This window comes from Streptomyces sp. NPDC002793, assembly GCF_040295485.1.
In the GTDB taxonomy this organism is placed as follows: domain Bacteria; phylum Actinomycetota; class Actinomycetes; order Streptomycetales; family Streptomycetaceae; genus Streptomyces.
Genome location: NZ_JBEOVL010000044.1, coordinates 37266 through 57659 on the forward strand (window position 1 = coordinate 37266; position 20394 = coordinate 57659).

Here is a 20394-nt window from a genome sequence, read left to right on the forward strand (position 1 = left end):
ATGCCGCACCCTGCCCCCCTCAGTCCATCCTGGCACCTCGGAGAATTGCCGCAAACGGTGCCCAGTCCTCGGGAGATTCCGCTCCCCCGGCGACTAACAGACCATGCAGCCAGGTTTTCTGAGCAGTGCTAACCACGCGCCCCACCGGCCCGGTTGTCCCTCGAAGACCTCAACTGCGCTGGCCGCGAACCCTGTCCGGGGCATAAAATGGAATGGCGCGATCAATGCGCACCATCGTTCACCGCACAGATCACTTGCGGGTGCTGCCGAGGGATGCGGGGTACCGGTCATGGTGATGTTGACCAAGGTTCAGTACGGCCTTTCCAACGACGACGTACGCACCGTGCAGGAGGCGCTGATCGCGCGGGGCAGGAGCATTCCGGACGGAGCCACGGGCCTCTTCGGCGACCAGACCAGAACGGCCTATGCCGCGGAGCAGACCGCCCAGGGATTCAAGGGAGCGGACGCGGACGGTACCCCCGGTTGCGCGTCGCTCACCGAACTGGGCCGGCTGAGCGGATTCCCCGTGGATTGCAGCGGCGCACCGCCCAGGACGGCACAGGCTGGTGCCGGTGGCAGGAAGGTCCCCTCACCCGTTCCCGGCCACGGCGTCTCCTTCCCCTTCTACTCCCGTGGTCCGTATGCGTGGAAGCCCGACGGCGTGAGCCGGCACACGGGCCACGACTTCGCCGCCCCCTCGGGCGCCCCCGTCGTAGCGGTACGTTCCGGCACCATCGCCTGGTCCAACTCCAAGGGCGGTGCCTATGGCTCGTGGATCGGCCTGCGCGGAGACAACGGTCACGTCTACACCTACTGCCACCTGTCCGCGCTGCAGGTCGAGGAGGGGCAGACCGTGACGGCCGGTCAGCAGATCGGCAAGGTCGGGAACACCGGAAATTCCACCGGTCCGCACCTTCATTTCGAGATGTCGAAGGGCCCCGCCTGGTCCTACGGGAGCGTCGCGAAACCTCAGTGGTGAAGCAAGCACGACAACGGACAACCAGTGGAGGTCGAGGTGTCATGACAGCCATCGACGAGAAATGGGCGCAGATTCAGTGGATCGGACCGCCTGCTGACGCCGGCGCAGGGAGCGGTGAGGGGCCGAATCCCGACGGCCGGGGGTCGTCCCGCGACTATGCGAACGGGTCGATCTACTGGTCCCAGGCGACCGGTGCCCACGAGGTGCACGGAGACATCCGTGTGCGCTACGCGCAGGCGGGCGGATCGGGAGGCTTCCTGGGCTACCCGCTCACCGACGAGACGGTGTGCCCCGACGGCGTAGGCCGCTTCAACCACTTCGAAGGTGGATCCATCTACTGGACGCCGCAGACCGGCGCCCATGAAGTGCACGGCGCGATCAGGGACCTGTGGTCGTCCTTGGGCTGGGAGCGCGGCTCACTGGGCTATCCGACCACCGACGAGACCGGCACGGGGGACAACCGTTCCCACCGCTTCCAGCACGGCCATGTGAGCTGGACACCGTCCGGCGGCGCCGTGGCCCACCCCAGCAGTCCCATCGACTGACTCGACCGACTCGACTGACGGGGCGCACCAGGAGACCGGGCTTCTGGTCGCCCATGGCCGAGCGGATGCGGCCGCTGTCCGGCTCGAACGCCGCGAGGGCGGGGCTCCGGCGACGAGTTCACCTGCTCCGGCCACGCAGACGCGCTACGCTTAACACGAGACGATACGTCTCGGCTTACTCGTTGCCTGTCTCTCACCGGAGGAGCACCATGGACCACTTCATCGACGCGGCACCCGGCGTGCGCCTCTGGGCGGAAGACCGGGGCTCCATCGACGCACCTCCTCTCCTCCTTGTCATGGGAGCGCAGACCTCCGGCCTCGGCTGGCCGGACGAGCTGGTGGACACCCTCACCTCGCACCACCGGGTCATCCGCTACGACCACCGCGACACCGGCCGGTCCACCTGGGCGTTCGATCGGCATCCCTACGCCGTCACCAACCTCGCCGAGGACGCGATCTCGGTCCTGGACGGCCTGGGCGTCGATCGCGCCCACGTCGTGGGCATGTCCCTCGGCGGCATGCTCACCCAGCTGCTCGTCGCCGATCATCCGGACCGCCTGCTCAGCGCGACCCTGATCGGGACGTCCGCGCTCAGCACCACCCCGTACGTCCAACCGGACGGCACACGCGTCCCGCCCGAGGAACTGCCCGGCATCGCTCCCCATGTGCTGGAGATCTGGGCCCGGCCCGCCGAGGAGCGCGGCCCGGAGGGCGAGCTGGACGACCGCGTCGCCCACTGGCGGGCACTGGCCGGCGACCAGCTCCCCTTCGACCCGGAGAGCGCCCGCGAGCTGGAGCGGAGGATCATCGAACACACCGGCCACCACCACTCCAGCACCGCTCACGGCCGCGCCGACAGTTCTGGCATGCTGCGCACCGAGGAACTGGCGACGACCGACGTACCCACCCTCGTGATCTCGGCTCCGGCCGAACCGGTCTTCCCTCCCCCGCACCCACAGCATCTCGCGCAGGTGATCCGCGGGGCGCGCACGGTCGAGATCCCGGGAATGGGGCACGCGCTACCCCGGGAGGTCCTCGCCCCGCTCACCGCCGCGATCCTGGACCACACCGGGGTCGAGGACCACACCCGCACCGCTTGACGCTGTCGACTGCCGCTCAGCGGTGCCCCCAGGGTCCGCGGCTACGGGCGCGCGGCAGCCGGTCCGGTCTCGGCACGCCGCTCCGCGCGCCCGGGCACCAGCCTGCGGACGGTCAGCAACAACCCGACGCCGAGGACCACTTCCCCGGCGTTGCCGAGCACGGGTATCTGTGTGGCCGCTCCGGAGACCACCACCATCACGGCCGAGGTGAGCGCGAGCCAGGGGAATCCGATGCACCGCCACAGCACGATGCCGACGGCGAGAACCACCAGCCCGGTGATGATCGCGGGCAGGGGCCCCACCGGTGACGTGGCGTCGTTCACGTAGCGCAGGGTGTCCGCCCACCGCTCCGCACGCAGGGACAGGCCGAGGACGTCGTGGAGCACGCCCGCCGCGACCAGAAGGACCGTCAGGCCGACGGCGGCCCCCCGCACCCACGTCCGCCGCGCCTGTCGCAGCCCCGCGTGATCCGCCACCGAGAGCGACCAGAGCACCAGCAGAGGTGTCAGCAGGGCGTGCGCCACGAAGCGGGGGACGCTCACCGCCTCCAGCAGGGGCCCCGCTCCCGTCATACTCCCCACGGCGATCACACCGTTGTCCCAGAGCAGCGCGGAGCACACGAGAGTGGGGACGGCGCCCGGTAGACCCGGTGTCGCACGCCAGAGGCGCCCCGCGGCCACCGCCAGGCACAGCTGTGAGGCCGCGAGCACGGCGAACATCAACGAGAACACTCAGGACTCCCCATAGGCACCGCAGAAACTATTTCAATGATCAAGATACTTGATCATTGCGAATCTCGGGAAGCGGGGAGAGCTCACCACCCCTGCGCGTGAACCGGGCGTACGCGCGGGTCACTTCCGGGGGTCGACCAGCACCTTGGTGTGGCTGCTGCTGCCCGAGTCGAGCTCGTCCAGCATGGAACCGAGGTCGGACAGCCCGATGGTGCCCGTGTGCAGTGTGGCGACGTCGAGCCGCTTCCCCGCGATGGCGCGCAGCGTCCCCACGAAGTCCTCGTGGTTGTAGGCCAGCGATCCGATGACGGTGAGTTCCCGGGTCTGCCAGTCCGCGTAGCTGACGGTCGACTCGGCCATGGGGTAGCCGAGGAGGCTGAGCGTGCCTCCGCGCCTGACCAGCTCGGCCGAGGGCTGCAGCAGTGACGGGACACCGGTGCATTCGAAGAGCACGTCGGCGCCCAGCCCGTCGGTGATCTCCATCAACATTGTGGCGAGTTGCTCCGGAGCCACCACGTCGCGGAAGCCGAGCTTCTCGGCCGTGGATCGACGGGCGGCCGACGGCTCGGACACGACGACCCGTCCGGCGCCCGCGTTGCGCGCGTGCTGGGCGGCCAGCAGGCCGATCGGCCCGGCGCCCTGGACGACGGCGACGGAACCGAGCTCCATCGCCGTCCGGCGCACCGCGTGGAAGGTGACGGTCGCGGGCTCCACCAGAGCCGCCTCGACGTCGGTGACACCGTCCGGCACGGGGATGACCCTGCGCGCCGACACCCGCACCCGCGTCCCGAAGCCCCCGTGAGCCGGAGCCGCCTCGTCCACGCCGTTCGCCTCGGCGAACACCAGCTCGCACTGGCGCGCGTGACCGGCCGCGCACTGGCGGCACCGGCCGCAGGCGGGTCCGACCCCGCCCACCACGCGCTGCCCGACGCTCAGCCCGGTCACCTCGTCACCGACGGCGCTGATCACGCCCGTCCACTCGTGACCGAAGACGGCCGGCGGCAGCATGTGCCCGTCGGTGTACCCGTGGACATCCGTGCCGCAGACGCCGCAGTAGGTGATGTCCACGACCACGCCGTCCGGTGCGGGCCGCTCTTCCGCGCTCTCGGCCATCGCCTGCAGTTCCCGTGGCCCGGACACCCGCACATACCGGTCCTCAGCACTCATGACCAGCACTCTCCTCAGTGGTCGGCGCCGGACTCCTGATGATTCCGGCAAACATCAGTTATCCAACATCAGCACGACAAGAGAGCAGAAGTCGCCCCCTCCCTCGGTCGTGGCGAGGCGTCCGGCAGCGCCTCGACGCGGCGAACCGGGTGCGGGGCTTCGCAGACGCCGGAGGAACGCGAACCCCAGTGGGAGCACGTGCTGCTCACCGGCTGCAACACTCTGCTCGGCGAAGCATCCGCCAGAAGCTGCCCCGGCCCTCGGGCGGGCTTCGCTCGCACGCGTGTCGTTCGCCGGGCATCGGTATACGCTCCCTGGTCATGCGCATACCAGCACGCGGGTCAGCCGTCGGCGCCGCCGCTCTCGCCACTGTCCTTCTTGCCGCGGCCACCGGTTGCTCGTCCGGGTCCGACGACAGTGACGGCGGCTCCGAACTGCTCACATGGCTCGGAAACCTCTCCGCCGACAGCGGGAAGAAGCAGGTGACCTTCGTCGATGCCGCCCGCGTCCGGGAACTGAGCAAGAACGACTCGAAGCGGTTCACCTCCGTATCGCAGCCCGCCAGTCCCCTGCTGAATCCGTACCAGCCCCTGGGGCAGCAATTCAGGCAGTCCCAGATCGACACCGCGATCGACACCAACGAGGCCGGGCACTGGGTGGGTTCGTTCGACGCACCGGCGATCATCAAGTCGCTCAAGTCCGGTGGCTACACGCGCAGCGAGAAGGACGGCCAGGAGGTCTGGGCGCGTCACGGGGGCCCGGGCGCCACGCTCCACGTCTCGGAGAGCGAGATCTCCTATTCCACCCGGGACTCCGACCCCATGGCGGCCGTCGCCCCCGAGGACGGCTCCTCCCTGGCCGACGACAAGGACTACCGGCGCGCGGCCGATTGTCTGGGCGACGTCTATCGCGCGGACTTCAACCCGCTAGACCCCTCCGACCCGGTACGCCTGGCAGCCCTCGGCCAGCAGGCAACCTCCGCCGCCAAGAACACCGAAATCCTCTGCTTCGTGGTCAAGGACGATGCGGCGGCCCAGAGCCTGGAAGCCGAGCTGCGGTCGGTCGTCAGCGACGAGTCGCCCAAGTTCGACGGCACGAAGGTGACCGTGGAGAAGGGCGACCGGCCCTTGGTACGGGCCGTCGTCCCGGACAGCGCGGCTCAGCGGCCGGGTCGGCTGATCCTCACCGACGTGGAGCTGTGGATGACCCCGGCCGAGTAGCCAACTGCACACCCCAGGACCATCGTTAGCTGTGGCTGTCGTCCGACAGACTGGAGGGCGCCGCCGCAAAAAGCACGGAGGGGTCTGTTGCCCGGCGGCCCTCCTCCGCCCAGCCCTCCTCCTGGAGACCACTATGCGTCTGCGGACAGTCATCTTCCGTCCGACCGCCCTGCTCCTGCCGGCCGTGCTCGCGGTCGGGACGCTTACCGGCTGTGCGCTGCAGGAACTCGCCAGGGGCTGCGAGGGGACCGACGACCGGGTGAAGGAGACGGCTGCGCTCGACATCCTTGAGTCGCGCCCCGCCGAGGCCACCGTCGCCCGGGGCTTCGAGAAGGTCGATGCCGGCTGCTGGGCGGACAGCGGCGACGTCTCGGTCTACGCCAACCGGACATACGCCTCTTCCTGGCACGCGAAACGACGTCGCCGCGCACTACCGGACGGCAGCGGCACGGAACGGCTGGGTTCCCGACCCCGAAGCCTTGTCCGACAACTTGTGCTTCGTCAAAGAAGACATGACCCTGCGGATCGACTTCCTCACGGCCGAGGGCCTCGCGGAGAACGGCCATGGAAGCCGCCCCGACCTCACCGCCGGGGCCGGCTACTCGATCAACATCGACTTGTTCGTGAACAGTGGCGTAGAAGCGGGCTGTTAGGTGGCGCCTGCCATGATTTCGGGCATTCGCCGTACTGCTCCTGGCACGCCGGCACGGCATCTGCCGGAGACCCCTTCGCCGTGATCATCGTGGAACTGTTCGAGCCCACCCGCACGTCAACTGCCAGGAGGCCTGCCCGCCGGTCGCGACGAGCATCCGGTTGGACAACCTGCTGGTGACCGTCTCGTATGAGGTGTGCGGCTCGGCAAGGGGCGATACGGGGGCACGCCCGTAGCCAGGGGATTACGCAGGACCTGGCCCGCACCGGCGTAGCCAGTGGCGGTGACAGCGGCCCGAGCGCTGGGGGCTGGGGCTTGAGGGCCCGAGGCCACGCGGGGGCTGTCACAGCCCCCGGATGCGCAGCCCCGCCTCGGCGCCCGCGTAGAGCATCGCGTCGGCGACCCGGCCGCCGGAGTCCTTCACGCCGCCGCTGAGGTCGAGCCGCCCGGTCGCAGCCGTACCAGGACACGGGCAAGATCGTCACGGTCACCCTGCCCGTCGCGCACCGTATCGGTGCGCGACGGGCCCTCCCGGGCACATTGCTCAGCCAGCGACAAGCCCGACGAACCCGGCCCACGCGCCGGGTTCCACGGTCAGCACGGGGCCGTTGACCTGCTTCGAGTCCCGGATGTGCACGCGGGTGGCTGCGGTAGCGAACTCGACACACTCACGGCCTTCGCCGCTGCTGTAGCTACTCTTCCGCCAAGCCACTTCCAGGCACTCGCCACCGTTACCGGTGCTGTAGCTGCTCTTGAACCACACCAAATCCAGGGTCGCCAGCCCGCTGCGTTGAATGGTCATGTCTCTCCCAGAAGCTTCTCGATGAACTCCGAGGACTCACGAGGAGTGAGAGCCTGTGACCGGATGATGCCATAGCGGGCTTCAAGCTCGCGGACCGCTGCACGGCCTGTGTAGAGACGGCTGTCTCCCTGCACTTCGGCATAGGCGATGCGCTGGCCCTGTGCGGTGTCGATCAACGTGAACGGTCCTCCGAGTGCTGCGTGATCCTCTCGATCCAGAGGCATCACCTGCACTTCGACATTGCGCTTCCCACCAAGGTGCAGCATGCGCTCCAACTGGCCGTACAGCGTTGACCGGCCACCGATCGGCCTGCGGAGTACGGCCTCATCCACGATGAAGCTCAACAGCGGCGCCGGACGTCGGTCGTAGATCTCCTGCCGGGCCAGCCGAGCAGAGACCCCTTGCTCAATGAAATCGTCGTCAAGCAGCGGACGTTCCTGCTGGAATCCTGCCCGTGCATACTCTGCCGTTTGCAACAGGCCCGGCACCGCATACAGGCCATACACACAGAGGGCCACCGCCTTCGTCTCCAACCGCGCAGCATCCCGGAAGAACGCCGGGTACTGCGACCGCGCCAGCTCATCCTTCAGCGCCACCAACAGCCCGCCGGCCCCAGTCACCTCGTCCGCCTTGTCAACGAACTCAGGCTGCGGGATCCGCCGCCCCTGCTCGAACGAAGCCACCGACTGCGCCGCGTATCCCACCCGCTTGCCGAACTCCACCCGGTCCAGCCCCGCCCGCAACCGCAGCAGCTTCAGCTGCTTCCCGAACGCGACCGCAACCCCGTTCTCCGGCTTGCCCTCCGGTTGCGTCCCCGGCGAGGGTTGCGCGCCCTCCCCCGTACCTGCGTCCGCGCTCATCTCGTCCTGCGTCATCGCCACCGCCTGTCCCACGTGCGCAACACGCCTCAACCTGTCGCGTACAACCAACCAGCGAAGAGCGGCACTTCGAGGCGCCGCCGTGCCGACGAGGCCCGACCGGAGGGCAGCGCCCGCCTTGGCTCGTCCCACTCGGGCACCGTAACGAGCCCGTCGTTCGCGCGCGCAACTTTCCCGCCGCGTTCCATCGAAGGAGTGGCCGGCCCCGACACCGGCAGGCTCGACGCTCGGGACTCAGGCGCCGAGCTTCGAGCGCCGGGGTCGGGTCGTTCACTCCTCAGGGGGACGGCGTCGAGGGGCCGGGCCCGACGCTTGAGCTTCGGGATTCGGGGTCCGGGATGCGAGCGCCGGGGTTCGAGCGATGTTGTTCACCCGGTAGGTAAAAGAAGGGGTTTGGGAAAACCTCCCCACCCTCCCTCCCCCGTCACGGCCAGCTGATATGACTAAACGTGATCAGCTTGCGGCGCTCCGTCACGCCCGCTTACGGTGCCCCCAACGAATCGACCCCGACGCGGTGCAGCAAACACCAGGCCGGGGTCTCACCCAAGATCGAACGGACCGATCCCGTGGCTACCCAGCACCTTAGCTCCGCCCTTCGCGCACCCGCATCCTCCCGCCCGTACCCGAAAGCCCGCCCCGGCTACGGCAAGCGAACCGCCTCAGGCCAACGCGCGCCCCATGCGGCCGACTTCGCACTGTTGCCGGAGCGCGAGCGTCACATTGCCGGTTACGTCGACCGGCTGCCCGACGGCGCGGCGATGGACATCAAGTCGCTCGCCAAGCACCTGCCGCTGTACGGCCAGATGGCCGTCTCCAGCGCGCTGAAGGCGCTCGGAGTGGCCGGGCATCTGCGGCGCGTACGCTGCCTGGCCGGCGAGGGGAGCCAGGTCCGATGGGTCTCGCGCACCTACTGGTCGCGTACCGCCCGGGACAACGAGTGGTGGGATGCGTTCCTGACCACCGAGGGCAGCCGCCCCACGCCGGAGGCGACGCCCGCTCCCCCGCCTGCCGAGGCCGGTCCCGAGGCCCCGGCCTCGCCGGCCCTCACGCCCGCACCCGCGCCCGCGCCACCCGTCGTGCCCGAGCAGCGCACGCAGGCCACGCCCCCGGTCTCCGCCTCCCCTACCTCCCCCGCGTACCTCGCGTTGGCCCAACTCGGCCGCACGGACACCCGCCTGGCGCTCTCCGCAGCCGACTGCCGCGCCCTGGAGCCGCTGGCCGCCGCCTGGTTCACACGCGGCGTGGATGCCGCCTACCTGACCCATGCCCTCACGGCGGGGCTCCCCGCGCAGGTGGGTTCCCCCGTCGGCCTCGTACGCCGCCGCCTCACCGACAAGCTGCCACCGCACGTGGCCGGCAGCCCGGCACCTGCCACGGCTGCCGCCCCTGGGCGACGCCTCCTGGCGGAGTGCACCGAATGCGGCCGCCCCGGCGCGCCCGAAGCACTCCCGGACGGCCTCTGCCGCCCCTGCCGCACCGCCGCCGCGTCGGACACCACCCCGGCGGCGCCTACCGCGCCGCCTGCCGGACGCGATGTACACGCGCTGGTGGGCCGGCTCCGCGACCTGACACGAATGCCCTGACCGGCGCGCAACCGCGGACGCCCCCCGAACCTCTGGGCTGTGACCGTCTCCTATGCTCTGGCCGCGGACGGTTATCGGAGCCTGACAGCAATGGTCGAATCAGCTTGGGAGGAGCTGGCAAGCTCTGATGCCGGGCGCCGGGACCACTGCCTCGATGCTGTCAACGATGTCCTGGAAACGAGCCGTCTGACGCAGAACGACGCTGAGCGGGCGGTCGAACGCCTCGTCACATTCGCGCTCTCCGATGAGGGCTACCCGGTGAGAGAGTCCGCGCTGCACGCGGTCGGCACCGCCTCCACGTACTACGAACTCCCCTACCGCGTGGTTGAGCCGCTCGCTGCTGGGGCGGATGGCTTCGAACCCTTGCTCCTCGCCTATGTCCTGGCCATTCTCGGCTGCACGCACGATCGAGCGGCACTGCCGATCGTCGAGCGCTTCCTCTACCACCGCCATCCCGAGGTGCGCAGGGAAGCGGCGGATGCCGTGACGGAACTGAGCTGGCACCGAAGGTCCACCCAAGAGAACAAGGCCTAGCTTCCGGGGCTCTGGAGCTGAGCCGTCCAAGCATCTGCCCAGCCTCAGAGGCTGCCCAGCTCGGCCGCAAGGTCCGGGTCGCGCATGCCGGGGAAGGCGTATCCCTCGGTCTCGTCCCACGGGACGTCGAGGTCGTCCATGTGCACGCGCCACTCCGCTCCAGGCAGCGCACGGCGAAACTCGCTGACCGAGCCCAGCACATGGTCGAGCACCGGTAGCACCTTGCCAGGGTCGAACGGCATCTTGGTGGACCCGGCAACGACCTCGTCCGGACTTCCGCCATCGCTGTCGTACAGGCAGAGGCTTTCCTGGTCCTCGTACGGGAAGGATGCCCTGTGGGCGGCAACGATGCGCTCGACAGCGGCCATCTCGGCATCCGTCAGCGGCGTGGCCCGGCTCGCACTGTAGTAAAGGGAGACGCTCATGCCCTGAGCGTACTGAGGGGGTGTGACAGAGCCGCCCGGCAACGGAACGCCCTGTGGTGGGATGGTGCCGTGAGCCGCACCGTGGAAGAGACCAACCGCCGCATGCTCCGGGCACGGGACGCGATGGACCGTGCGTACGCACAGCCGCTGGACGTGCCGGCCCTGGCCCGGATCGCCCACGTCTCCCCGGCACACTTCGCGCGTACGTTCCGCGCCACCTTCGGCGAGACACCGCACCGCTATCTGCAGCGGCGCCGGGTCGAGCGGGCGATGTACCTGCTGCGGGAGACCGGCAGGAGCGTCACGGACATCTGCTACGAAGTCGGCTTCGGCAGCACCGGAACCTTCAGCCGCACGTTCAGCGGCATCGTCGGCCGGTCACCGCGGACGTACCGCAAGGAGACGACTGCCGTGGACGTACCGACGTGTTTCACGAAGGCGTGGACGAGGCCCAGTGCCTGAGCCACCTCCGCAACCCCTCGACGACCGAGCAGTTCTGGATAAGTTTTCGTCGGTCCTGCTGCCTAGTGTGATGCACATGTTCAACGCGATCACACACTCACAGATCTACGTCCTCGACCAGGGCGAGGCCCTCGACTTCTACGTCGGAAAGCTGGGCCTGGAGGTCAACGCCGACGTCGACATGGGCTTCATGCGCTGGCTCACCGTCAACATCCCCGGACAGCCCGACCGCCAGGTCCTGCTGGAGAAGCCGGGTCCCCCTGCGATGTCCGAGGAGACGGCCGAACAGGTCCGCGACCTGCTGACGAAGGGCGCACTGGGCAGCGCGCTCATCCTCACCACGGACGACTGCCGCAAGACGTACGAGACGCTGCTGGCGCAAGGCGTGGAGTTCACGGACGAGCCGACGGAACGCCCGTACGGCATCGACTGCGGCCTGCGCGACCCCTTCGGCAACCACCTTCGCTTCACCCAGCCGAAGGGCTGAGAACCCGAACCGACAGCAGGGGCGGGGCGGAGGCACCCGAATGGGTCGCCACCGGCCTGCCCCTCCTGCGTACAGGCCCTGCGCACGCCGCGTACATCCACGCCGCGACAGCGCGTCACCTCTGGTCACGGTCAGCCACGACGCGTCAGCGTTGAGGCATGACCAGCAATCAGCCTCCCCTCCCCGTGCGCCCCGCCCGCCCGGCCCACACCGCTCGTGCCCGTTTCGCCTGGCACGACTTCACGATGCGTTTCAGTTCCACCCCGCGCGGCGCCCGCCTCGCCCGGCGCCTGGCCGGCGAACGCCTCGACGCCTGGGGCATCCCGTACGGGAGTGACGCGCACGACGCGCTGTCGCTGACCGTCGCGGAGCTCAGCAGCAACGCCGTGCGCCACGGTCACGTATCCGGCCGGGACTTCCGTCTCCGCGTCTGCGCCGAAGGCACCGCCATCCGCATCGAGGTCACCGACACCCGGGGCGACCGCCTCCCCTGCCCTGCCGAGGTGGCGCCGACCGACCACGACGGCGGCCGCGGCCTGCTCCTGGTCGCCGCGCTCGCCGAACGCTGGGGCTGGTACCCCTGCGCGGACGGTCCGGGCAAGACGGTGTGGGCGGTCCTGGAGGTCCTGCCGTGCTCGACCGGGCAGGTTTCCGGCCAGTAGACATTGTCAGTTGCACTCGAAAATTCGTGCGTGTGATGATCCTACGCATGACCACGGGTGGGGATGGGATACCGGAGCAGCAGCAGAGGCGGTCACGGCTGGCGGACCTGGTGGACCTGCCGGGTCCGCCGCCGGAGTCCACGCCCGCTGTGACGCCGTCGATCGAGGCTGAGCAGGAACGACTGCGGGCGGCCCGGCGGGAGTTCGCCGTGTTGCTGGGCGAATTCCGGCGTACGGCGGTGTTGGTGCCGCTGGACGAGGCCGGAGATCTGTGGTCGGCGGAGCAGAACGGTGTGCGCTGGATCTGTGCGTTCTCAGACGAGGAGGCGCTGGCCCGGTTCGCGCTGGCTCGTGGGGACGCCGGGCAGGAGTGGACGTATCAGCGCGTTCTGGGTGCGCGGTTGCTTGACGTGATGGTGCCACTCCTGCCAGGCCCGGCAGGAGTGGCCCTGGACGCGGGCAGTACGGACGGCGGGATGTTGTTCCCGCCGGTGGCGGGCATCGTGCCGGACGCGGTCGCAGTGGATGTCGGGGGGACGCGGTGAGCGGGGAGAACGTTGATCTACAGGTTCCGCCGGAAGCGTTGGCGGAGATCGCGAAGGGGATCGACCTGGCGCACGCGGAGCTGAAGGAACTCGGGTTCATCGGCCAGGCGTCGACGGGCCGGGGTTTCTCCGATCTCGCTCTGTCGGGTCTGGAGTTGGGGCACGGCGGGCTGACATCGGAGTTCGAGACGTTCTGCAATCGCTGGGAGTGGGGAGTACGGGCCCTGACACAGAAGGGGAACGGCTTCGCCCTCGGAGTGGGCCTGTCGGCGGGTTCGTACGCGGAGCAGGAGCAGTACGTCAAGGACTCGATCAAGATCGGCGTGAACTCCCTGAACGGGAATCCGCACCTGTCCGAGGACGAGGTCAAGACGAAGAGCTGGGACGAGATCAGCACACAGTCCGCGTACGACAACCCGGACTACAGCTATGAGTCGATGATCCAGGCCCAGGACGAGGTGAACCAGAACTGGAAGAACACCGCCTACGACGTGGAGGACGCCGCCCTCGACTCGATGGAACGCAACGGCCTGCTCGACCCTGAGGTGCGAGCGGCGGCGGACGAACGGCTGAAGGAACAGCTCGACCCGTCGCAGGAGACGATCGAACAGGCTGAGCAACCGCGGTGGGGGGAGAGTCGCTGATGGTGGACTGGGGGAAGTGGGGCGACGCCCTCTACGACGGTGCCGGCGATGTGGTCGACAAGGGCAAGGAGATCGTCGGCACCGGGATCGACAAGGGCACCGATGTGCTCGGCTCGGGCCTGGAGAAGGTCGGCGCGGACCAGTGGGCGGACGCGGTCGAGGACTGGGGCGATGAGACCGCCTCCTCGCTGGGCGCGAACGTCGGGGAGCAGCAACTCGGTCAGACCGAGGAAGCGAACGAGCTGATCCACGGCCGGCCGGAGAAGATCAGTGCGGCGGTGAAGAGCCTCCGGGACTTCCAGAAGGCGTTCGATCTCGTCGGTGGCGGGATGAAGAAGCTGGACTCAGGTCACTGGAAGGGGGAGGCCGCCGACGCCTTCCGGGCCAAGTTCCAGACTCTGCCCACCGACTGGCTGCGTGCGGCGGACGCGTTCGAGGACGCGGCCAAGGCGCTGGAGACGTTCGCCGGGGTGGTCACCAGCGCCCAGGCCAGGGCGGGTGAGGCGATAGCCCTCTACAAGGAGGGCAAGCAGGACTACGAGACCGCAGCGGCCGCTTTCAAGAAGAAGGCGGAGGCGTACAACGCGGTCCGCAACACCGATCACGCTCTTCCGCATCCGGGAAAGTTCTCCGATCCGGGCGCGGCCAAGCGCCGGCACGCACAAGAGATCCTCCAGCGCGCCCGGCAGGCACGTAACGAAGCGGGCGAAGCCGCCAAGGGTGCGGTCGCCGCGGCGATGGCGCACGCCCCGAAGGAACCGACCGGTCTGGACCGGGCCAAGCAGGAGTTCATCGACTACGGCGTCGGCCAGGGCATCGAGCTGGCGCACTTCGGTGGCGGTGTCATCAAGGGCACCGCGGGACTGGTGAACTTCGTCCGCTCGGTCAACCCGACGGACCCGTACAACCTGACGCACCCGGCCGAGTACTACAAGGGCGTCAACATGACGCTCGCCGGCCTCGTCTCCACCGCCGCCAACCCCGACCGCGCACTGAAGAACGCCTGGGACGCGGCCAAGGGAGACCCGACGGAGTTTTTCGGGCGGATGCTTCCCGAGGTGCTCGGAACGAAGGGCGGGGGCTTCGTCAAGGGCCTGGCCCGCCACGGGCTGACGGACGGCGTGGAAGGCGCTGCCCGCAAGGGTGTCGATGATCCGGCGAAAACGTCGAAGCCTGACAACGGCGTGGAGAAGGACCCTACCGACCCTGTCGATCTGGCCACCGGAACGATGTACCTGCCGCAGACGGACATCGCTCTGCCGGGAACACTCCCGCTGGTCTTCCGCCGCCGGGTCGCCTCCAACTACCGTGCGGGGCGGTGGTTCGGCCCCTCGTGGTCCTCCACGGCCGACCAGCGGCTGGAGATCGACTCCCAGGGCATCGTCTTCGTATGCGAGGACGGCCTGCTGCTGTCCTACCCTCACCCCGCGCCGGGTGTGCCCGTCATGGCGGGCCACGGCCCCCGCTGGCCCCTCGACGTGGACACCACAGGCCATTACACGGTCACTGATCCGGACAGCGGTCGAGTACGGCATTTCAGCCCGCTCTCCGGGGACATCGCGCTGCTGGTGCAGATCGATGACCGTAACGGCAACTGGATCCAGTTCGAGTACGACGAGGCCGGAGTCCCGACCGGGATCGTCCACGGAGCCGGCTATCACCTGAAGCTAACCACGAGCGAGGGCCGGATCACCGCCCTCCACCTTGCCGGGGCCGCCCCGGACGGTTCGGACCAGGAGATCCTCCGTTACGGCTACAACGATGGCCACCTCACTGATGTCAGCAACTCCTCAAAGCTCCCGCTGCAGTTCGCCTACGACGACCGTGGTCGGGTCACAGCGTGGACCGACACCAACAACAGCCGGTATGAGTACGCCTACGACGACCAGGACCGGTGCATTGCCGAGGGCGGCGCCGCAGGTCACATGGCAGTGCGCCTGGACTACGACGAGACCGATCCCGAGACCGGGATGCGTGTGACCACCGTCACCAGCGGCAGCGGAGCCGTCCACCGCTACGTCGTCAATGACAGCTACCAGGTAGTTGCCGAGATCGACCCGTTAGGTGCGACGACCCGCTTCGAACGCGACCGATACAACCGTCTGCTGTCCCGCACGGACCCTCTCGGCCGCACCAGCCAATTCGAGTACGACACGTCAGGTCAGCTGACCGCAGCAGTGCGCCCCGATGGCCGGGGCACTTCCGCACAGTACAACGGCCTTCGGCTGCCGGTACGCGTCACCAACCCGGACCGGACCGTGGTCCACCAGGAGTGGGACGAGCACGGCAACCGTCTCGCTGTCACCGACCCGTCCGGCGCCGTGACACGTACCAGCTACAACGAGTCCGGCCACGCGACGTCCGTAACGGACGGACTCGGCAACACGACCCGCATCCGCAGCAACGCAGCGGGGCTACCTCTTGAGATCACTGATCCACTGGGCGCGATCACCCAGGTCACGAGGGACGGCTTCGGCCGCCCTGTCACCCTCGTCGATCCACTCGGCGCGGTCACCCGCCTCGAATGGACAGTGGAGGGCAACCTGTCCCGTCGCCTCGACGCGGACGGCGCCACGCAGTCCTGGACGTACGACGGTGAGGGCAACTGCCTCACCCACACCGACGCCATGGGAGCTGTCTCCCGCTTCGAGTACACGCACTTCGACCTCCTGACCGCCCGCACGGGACCGGACGGCGTGCGCTACGAGTTCACCCACGACCACGAACTCCGCCTCATCCAGGTCCGCAATCCTCAGGGGCTGACCTGGGACTACGTCTACGACGCGGCCGGACACCTCATCTCCGAAACGGACTTCGACAACCGCACCCTCGACTACGAGCGCGATGCGGCAGGCCGTTTGTCCGCCCGCACCGACGCCCTCGGCCAGACCATCCGCTTCGAGCGGGATGAGCTCGACCGGATCGTCTCCAAGAACGCCGCAGGGGACGTCACCACCTTCGCCTACGACCTCTCCGACCAACTCGCCGAGGCCGTCAACGCGGACGCCACGATCACCTACCTCCGGGACCGCTACGGACGCCTCCGGTCCGAGAGCGTCAACGGTCGGACGATGACGTACGAGTACGACCAGCTCGGACGCCGCACCGGCCGCACCACACCCAGCGGCGCGGTCAGCACCTGGACATACGATGCCGCGGGACGGCGCACCTCACTCACCACCTCGGGCCGGGTCCTCACCTTCGAGCATGACGCGGTGGGTCAGGAGATTGCCCGGCATATCGGCGACAGCGTCAGCCTGACCTCACAGTTCGACACCATGGGGCGCCTCACTACCCAACACGTGACCGGAGAAGGCCGCAGCATCCAACGGCGCGACTACAGCTACCGCGCTGATGGACACCTCACCGCTCTCATCGACCAACTCTCCGGCACCAAGAGCTTCGACCTCGACCCTGTCGGCCGCATCACCACAGTCCAGGCAGCGGGCTGGACCGAGCGCTACGCGTACGACCAGTCCGGCAACCAGATCGTGGCCTCCTGGCCAACCTCGCACACCAGCCAAGAAGCAACAGGACCCCGCTCATACGCAGGCACCACCCTTATTCGTGCGGGAAACATCCGATACGATCGGGACGCACTCGGCCGCATCATCCTTCGCCTGAAGAGGCGCCTCTCGAGGAAAAGGGCCACTTGGCGCTACGACTGGGATGCGGATGACCAAATCACAGCCGTTACCTTGCCCGATGGCACACGCTGGCGATACAAATACGACCCACTGGGCCGCAGAATCGCCAAGCAACGGCTTGATGTGGACCACACATCCGTCCTGGAACGGACAATTTTCACGTGGGACGGCACGGACTTGTGCGAACAGGAAACACGTTCAAACCAAGTGCCTAACCCAGTGACTCTTACGTGGGATTATCTGGGCCTGCACCCCATCACTCAGATCGAGCGCATCACAACCGCCAACCTCCCCAAGATCGAAATAAACCAGCGCTTCTTCAGCATCGTCACCGATCTGATCGGTAGCCCTACGCAACTTATAGATGAACGGGGGGACATCGCTTGGCACACTCGCAGTACCATTTGGGGCTCCACAAGCTGGAACACTGATGCGAGTACGTACACCGCCATTCGATTCCCCGGCCAGTATCACGACCCAGAAACAGGCCTCCACTACAACGTTCACCGATACTACGATCCGGAAAACGCCCAATATCTGTCGCCGGATCCGCTAGGAATACTCGCAGCCCCCAACTCAACCGCTTACGTCCAGAACCCGCACACATGGTCCGATCCACTAGGCCTGGCACCCTGCACCAGTGGGCGCCCCCCGGATCCAAGAGTTGAAGGGCAGGAGCGTGGCGCCCGTTGGACGAATGACCTCAGTCACGTAACCGGAAAAACTGCACAGAGCCGCAACAGAGCGTTGGCCGCCATAGTGGCGGAGGACTTCGAAAGTCTCAGATTCACCTATACTCCTCAATATAGCCCTTTCGTCGGGCATGCTGTGGCGAGCCACGGCAACGGCACCCAGATTGGCCCTAGTCCTTTTGCATCCAGAAACGAGTTGCGAACTTCACTGGTTCACGAGGAGCTACATCATAGGTGGTGGAATCGAGGAGAGTTTGGCAGCCACCACCCCAGGGATGGATCTGGGACATCAGAAAAATTCTATGGAACCGTCGATCGATACATGAGAATGAGGGGCTGGATTTGACATACGAATCGGCAACCATTCAAGAAAATTGCGAGAATTGCAACGCAAAGGCACAATGCGATGTTTCCGAGTTCCTAAGAGATGGGAAGCGCCGATGGGACATGGAATGCTCATGCCCAGTATGCGGAAATTTGTGGCACACGGGCGGCCCAGGCACATCCCCTAATTTTGTACACGCAGCAATCATTTCTGCCAACGGGGAAACAGAGATTCATCTTTCAGGTGACGATTCCCGTGGAGCAGCATTGCTCAAGACCTTGCGGGAGGTTCACGACATCACCCTGACCGAAGCAAAGCAGATGGCTGACACTCTGCGTTCGTCAGGGCTACGAGGCACACTGGTCGACGTGGAATTGATGGCAAGCAAGCTTCGTAAATCAGGTTTCCAAGTCCGAATCACCCGTGCCGCAACGGCGCAGGCTTCCCCACCACCGGACACTCCCCCTCCCATGACCGAAAAGTGAGCCTCCATCCCTCGCCCCCGCAACCCCGCTGGACTGGAGATCGCCGCCCGGCGAAACTTGGCCCCACCATGTCGGGTCCGCGTACCACCACGCGCCGGCCATCAGCGCACGCACACACGGGGGCAAGGTGCCGGAACAGCCGATCGCCGGGCGGTACGAGCTGATCGAGGAGCTCAACAGCGGTGGCATGGGCGACGTGTGGCGTGGATACGACGCCGTACTGGACCGGCCCGTCGCCGTGAAGGTGGTGCGGCGGCAGGCCGTGGCCGGCTCACCGCAGCTGGCGGAGGAGTTCGCCAAGCGGTTCAAGCGCGAGGCCCGCATCACCGCGCGCATCCAACACCCCGGTGTTCCGCAGGTGTTCGACGCGGTGCTGGACGAGGCGTACGAGCGGCTGTTCCTCGTCATGGAGCTGGTCGACGGCGTCCCGCTGTCCGCGTACATCCACCCTGATCACCCTTTACCCGTCAGCTGGGCCGTCGCCGTCGCGGCGCAGGTCGCCACCGTGCTGTCGTACGCGCACGACGTGCCCGTGATCCACCGCGACCTCAAACCGGGGAACATCCTGGTCGCCCAGGACGGCACGGTGAAGGTCCTCGACTTCGGGATCGCGGCGATCCTGCGCACGGACGTCACCAAGCTGACCGCGACCGGCAGCCCCATCGGCACGTACCAGTACATGGCACCGGAGCAGGTGCGCGGCGGGCGGACCAGTCCCCAGACCGATCTGTACGCGCTCGGCTGCGTGTTGCACGAACTGCTCAGTGGACGGCACCTGTTCACCGCCGACAGCGAGTATCTGGTGATGTACCAGCACGTGAACGCCGCGCCGACCCCGCTGCGCCTGCTACGACCGGACGTGCCCGAGGCCCTGGAGGAGCTCGTCCTGCACCTGCTGCTCAAGTCGCCCGAGGCGCGGCCCGTCGACGTACAGGAGGTGTACGAGCGCCTTCGGCCCTTCCTGCCTTCACCCGGCGAGAGGCCCGTGCCCGGTGAGGCGGGGCCGCGTGGGGCGCCGGATCCGACCGGGATCTTCCGTCAGCCTTACGCACCGCGCGCCCGCGCCGGTGCGGCCCGGCCCATCCCGACGACGGTCGATCCGAACGCCGTGCCTGCGGCTCCCGTGGTCGTGCCGGAACAGCTGCGCGAGGAGATCGCGGACGCGTACGCGCACTCCGACGCGCTGCTGGACGAAGAGCGGTTCACCCAGGCCGCCGAGGTGCTGGGCGAGATCATCGAGCCGGCCGCGCGTGCTCTCGGCGCCGAGAACAGGAAGGTCCTGGAGCTCCGCACGCAGCGCGCCGCGATCCGGCTGCTCGGTGGGGACTACCGGGCGGCGCTGCCCGAGTTCGACGCCTTGGCTGACGCGTACGCGCGTACCGGCGGCCCGAGCAGCAGGCAGGCCCGTGCCTGCCGCGCCCAGGCCGCCCGCTGTCGCGGCGAACTGGGCCAGGTCACCGACGCGCTGGCCGCGCTGCGCGGTGTTCTGGACGTCGTCCGGGCGGTGGACGGAGACGTGAGCGACGAGGCGGTGGAGTTGCGCCGGGACATCGGCATGCTGTTGCTGGCCCAGGGACACGCACCGGAGGCGCAGTTGGTCCTCGCGCCGCTCCACGCAGACCTGTGCCTGGTCTACGGACCCACGGACGACCTGTCCGAGGAGGTCGCCGAGGCACTCACCCTGATCGAGCTCGATCTCGACAGCCCGGCCGCCTGACCCGTCACCACCCCTCTAGCTTGTTCTTTATCTACCAAGATCTTCCAGGCTTGCCGATGGCCTTGAGGGTCTCGGCGCGTTTGACGGTCTTGCCGACGTCGTAGCGGGGTGC

19 protein-coding genes are annotated in these 20394 nt (G+C 67.8%); 14 read left to right on the plus strand and 5 right to left on the minus strand.

Translation table 11 applies throughout. From position 1 onward, the window contains the following. Positions 1–289 precede the first annotated feature (289 nt). From ABT001_RS29975 to ABT001_RS29985, 3 genes are all read left to right on the plus strand, one after another. Positions 290–979 carry a peptidoglycan DD-metalloendopeptidase family protein gene (locus ABT001_RS29975; RefSeq protein WP_351283898.1) on the plus strand — a complete coding sequence of 230 codons (690 nt, stop codon included), beginning with the start codon at positions 290–292 and terminating at the stop codon, positions 977–979. A 41-nt stretch (positions 980–1020) separates the two neighbouring features. Further along, complete coding sequence (locus ABT001_RS29980) at positions 1021–1524, plus strand: LGFP repeat-containing protein (protein ID WP_351283900.1); 504 nt, start codon at positions 1021–1023, stop codon at positions 1522–1524. 209 nt (positions 1525–1733) lie between these two features. Further along, positions 1734–2624, plus strand: coding sequence for an alpha/beta fold hydrolase (locus ABT001_RS29985; protein WP_351283903.1), 891 nt, complete (start codon positions 1734–1736; stop codon positions 2622–2624). Positions 2625–2665: 41 nt separating this feature from the next. Here ABT001_RS29985 and ABT001_RS29990 read toward each other — a convergent pair whose 3' ends face one another. Next, the gene (locus ABT001_RS29990; protein ID WP_351283906.1) at positions 2666–3355 is read right to left on the minus strand and encodes a hypothetical protein; all 690 of its coding nucleotides are present in this window, start codon (positions 3353–3355) and stop codon (positions 2666–2668) included. 120 nt (positions 3356–3475) lie between these two features. Continuing rightward, on the minus strand, positions 3476–4522 hold the full coding sequence (locus tag ABT001_RS29995; protein WP_351283909.1) for a zinc-dependent alcohol dehydrogenase: 1047 nt from the start codon (positions 4520–4522) through the stop codon (positions 3476–3478). A gap of 320 nt (positions 4523–4842) precedes the next feature. Between ABT001_RS29995 and ABT001_RS30000 the strand changes: the two genes are divergently transcribed. Beyond that, a complete protein-coding gene (locus tag ABT001_RS30000; protein ID WP_351283912.1) occupies positions 4843–5742 on the plus strand; it encodes a hypothetical protein in 900 nt (299 codons plus the stop codon). Between the two features lie 512 nt (positions 5743–6254). Next, positions 6255–6395 carry a hypothetical protein gene (locus ABT001_RS30005; protein WP_351283915.1) on the plus strand — a complete coding sequence of 47 codons (141 nt, stop codon included), beginning with the start codon at positions 6255–6257 and terminating at the stop codon, positions 6393–6395. A gap of 543 nt (positions 6396–6938) precedes the next feature. Here the strand turns inward: ABT001_RS30005 and ABT001_RS30010 are convergent. After that, positions 6939–7196 carry a DUF397 domain-containing protein gene (locus tag ABT001_RS30010; RefSeq protein ID WP_351283918.1) on the minus strand — a complete coding sequence of 86 codons (258 nt, stop codon included), beginning with the start codon at positions 7194–7196 and terminating at the stop codon, positions 6939–6941. Then, positions 7193–8071 carry a helix-turn-helix domain-containing protein gene (locus ABT001_RS30015; protein WP_351283920.1) on the minus strand — a complete coding sequence of 293 codons (879 nt, stop codon included), beginning with the start codon at positions 8069–8071 and terminating at the stop codon, positions 7193–7195. Before ABT001_RS30015 ends, ABT001_RS30010 begins: the two co-directional genes overlap by 4 nt. Positions 8072–8640: 569 nt before the next feature. Here ABT001_RS30015 and ABT001_RS30020 point away from each other — a divergent pair. Together ABT001_RS30020 and ABT001_RS30025 are read left to right on the plus strand one after the other, a co-directional pair. Further along, positions 8641–9657: a MarR family transcriptional regulator gene (locus ABT001_RS30020; RefSeq protein ID WP_351283922.1), complete on the plus strand. Its 1017-nt coding sequence runs from the start codon at positions 8641–8643 to the stop codon at positions 9655–9657. A 39-nt stretch (positions 9658–9696) separates the two neighbouring features. Next, a complete protein-coding gene (locus ABT001_RS30025) occupies positions 9697–10191 on the plus strand; it encodes a HEAT repeat domain-containing protein (protein ID WP_351283925.1) in 495 nt (164 codons plus the stop codon). Between the two features lie 44 nt (positions 10192–10235). Here ABT001_RS30025 and ABT001_RS30030 read toward each other — a convergent pair whose 3' ends face one another. Continuing rightward, a complete protein-coding gene (locus ABT001_RS30030) occupies positions 10236–10616 on the minus strand; it encodes a hypothetical protein (RefSeq protein WP_351283928.1) in 381 nt (126 codons plus the stop codon). Between the two features lie 102 nt (positions 10617–10718). Between ABT001_RS30030 and ABT001_RS30035 the strand changes: the two genes are divergently transcribed. The 7 genes from ABT001_RS30035 to ABT001_RS30065 all read left to right on the plus strand — a co-directional run bounded on the left by ABT001_RS30035 (position 10719) and on the right by ABT001_RS30065 (position 20282). Then, positions 10719–11078, plus strand: a complete 360-nt coding sequence (locus ABT001_RS30035) for a helix-turn-helix domain-containing protein (RefSeq protein ID WP_351283953.1) — start codon at positions 10719–10721, stop codon at positions 11076–11078. 76 nt (positions 11079–11154) lie between these two features. Beyond that, on the plus strand, positions 11155–11565 hold the full coding sequence (locus ABT001_RS30040) for a VOC family protein (RefSeq protein WP_351283930.1): 411 nt from the start codon (positions 11155–11157) through the stop codon (positions 11563–11565). A gap of 158 nt (positions 11566–11723) precedes the next feature. Then, positions 11724–12227: an ATP-binding protein gene (locus ABT001_RS30045; RefSeq protein ID WP_351283933.1), complete on the plus strand. Its 504-nt coding sequence runs from the start codon at positions 11724–11726 to the stop codon at positions 12225–12227. 47 nt (positions 12228–12274) lie between these two features. Then, on the plus strand, positions 12275–12772 hold the full coding sequence (locus ABT001_RS30050; RefSeq protein ID WP_351283936.1) for an SseB family protein: 498 nt from the start codon (positions 12275–12277) through the stop codon (positions 12770–12772). Continuing rightward, a complete protein-coding gene (locus ABT001_RS30055) occupies positions 12769–13416 on the plus strand; it encodes a hypothetical protein (RefSeq protein WP_351283939.1) in 648 nt (215 codons plus the stop codon). The genes ABT001_RS30050 and ABT001_RS30055 overlap by 4 nt, the downstream gene beginning before the upstream one ends. Further along, the gene (locus ABT001_RS30060; RefSeq protein ID WP_351283941.1) at positions 13416–18101 is read left to right on the plus strand and encodes a putative T7SS-secreted protein; all 4686 of its coding nucleotides are present in this window, start codon (positions 13416–13418) and stop codon (positions 18099–18101) included. The genes ABT001_RS30055 and ABT001_RS30060 overlap by 1 nt, the downstream gene beginning before the upstream one ends. Before the next feature lie 591 nt (positions 18102–18692). After that, complete coding sequence (locus tag ABT001_RS30065) at positions 18693–20282, plus strand: serine/threonine-protein kinase (protein ID WP_351283944.1); 1590 nt, start codon at positions 18693–18695, stop codon at positions 20280–20282. The last annotated feature ends 112 nt before the right edge of the window (positions 20283–20394 follow it).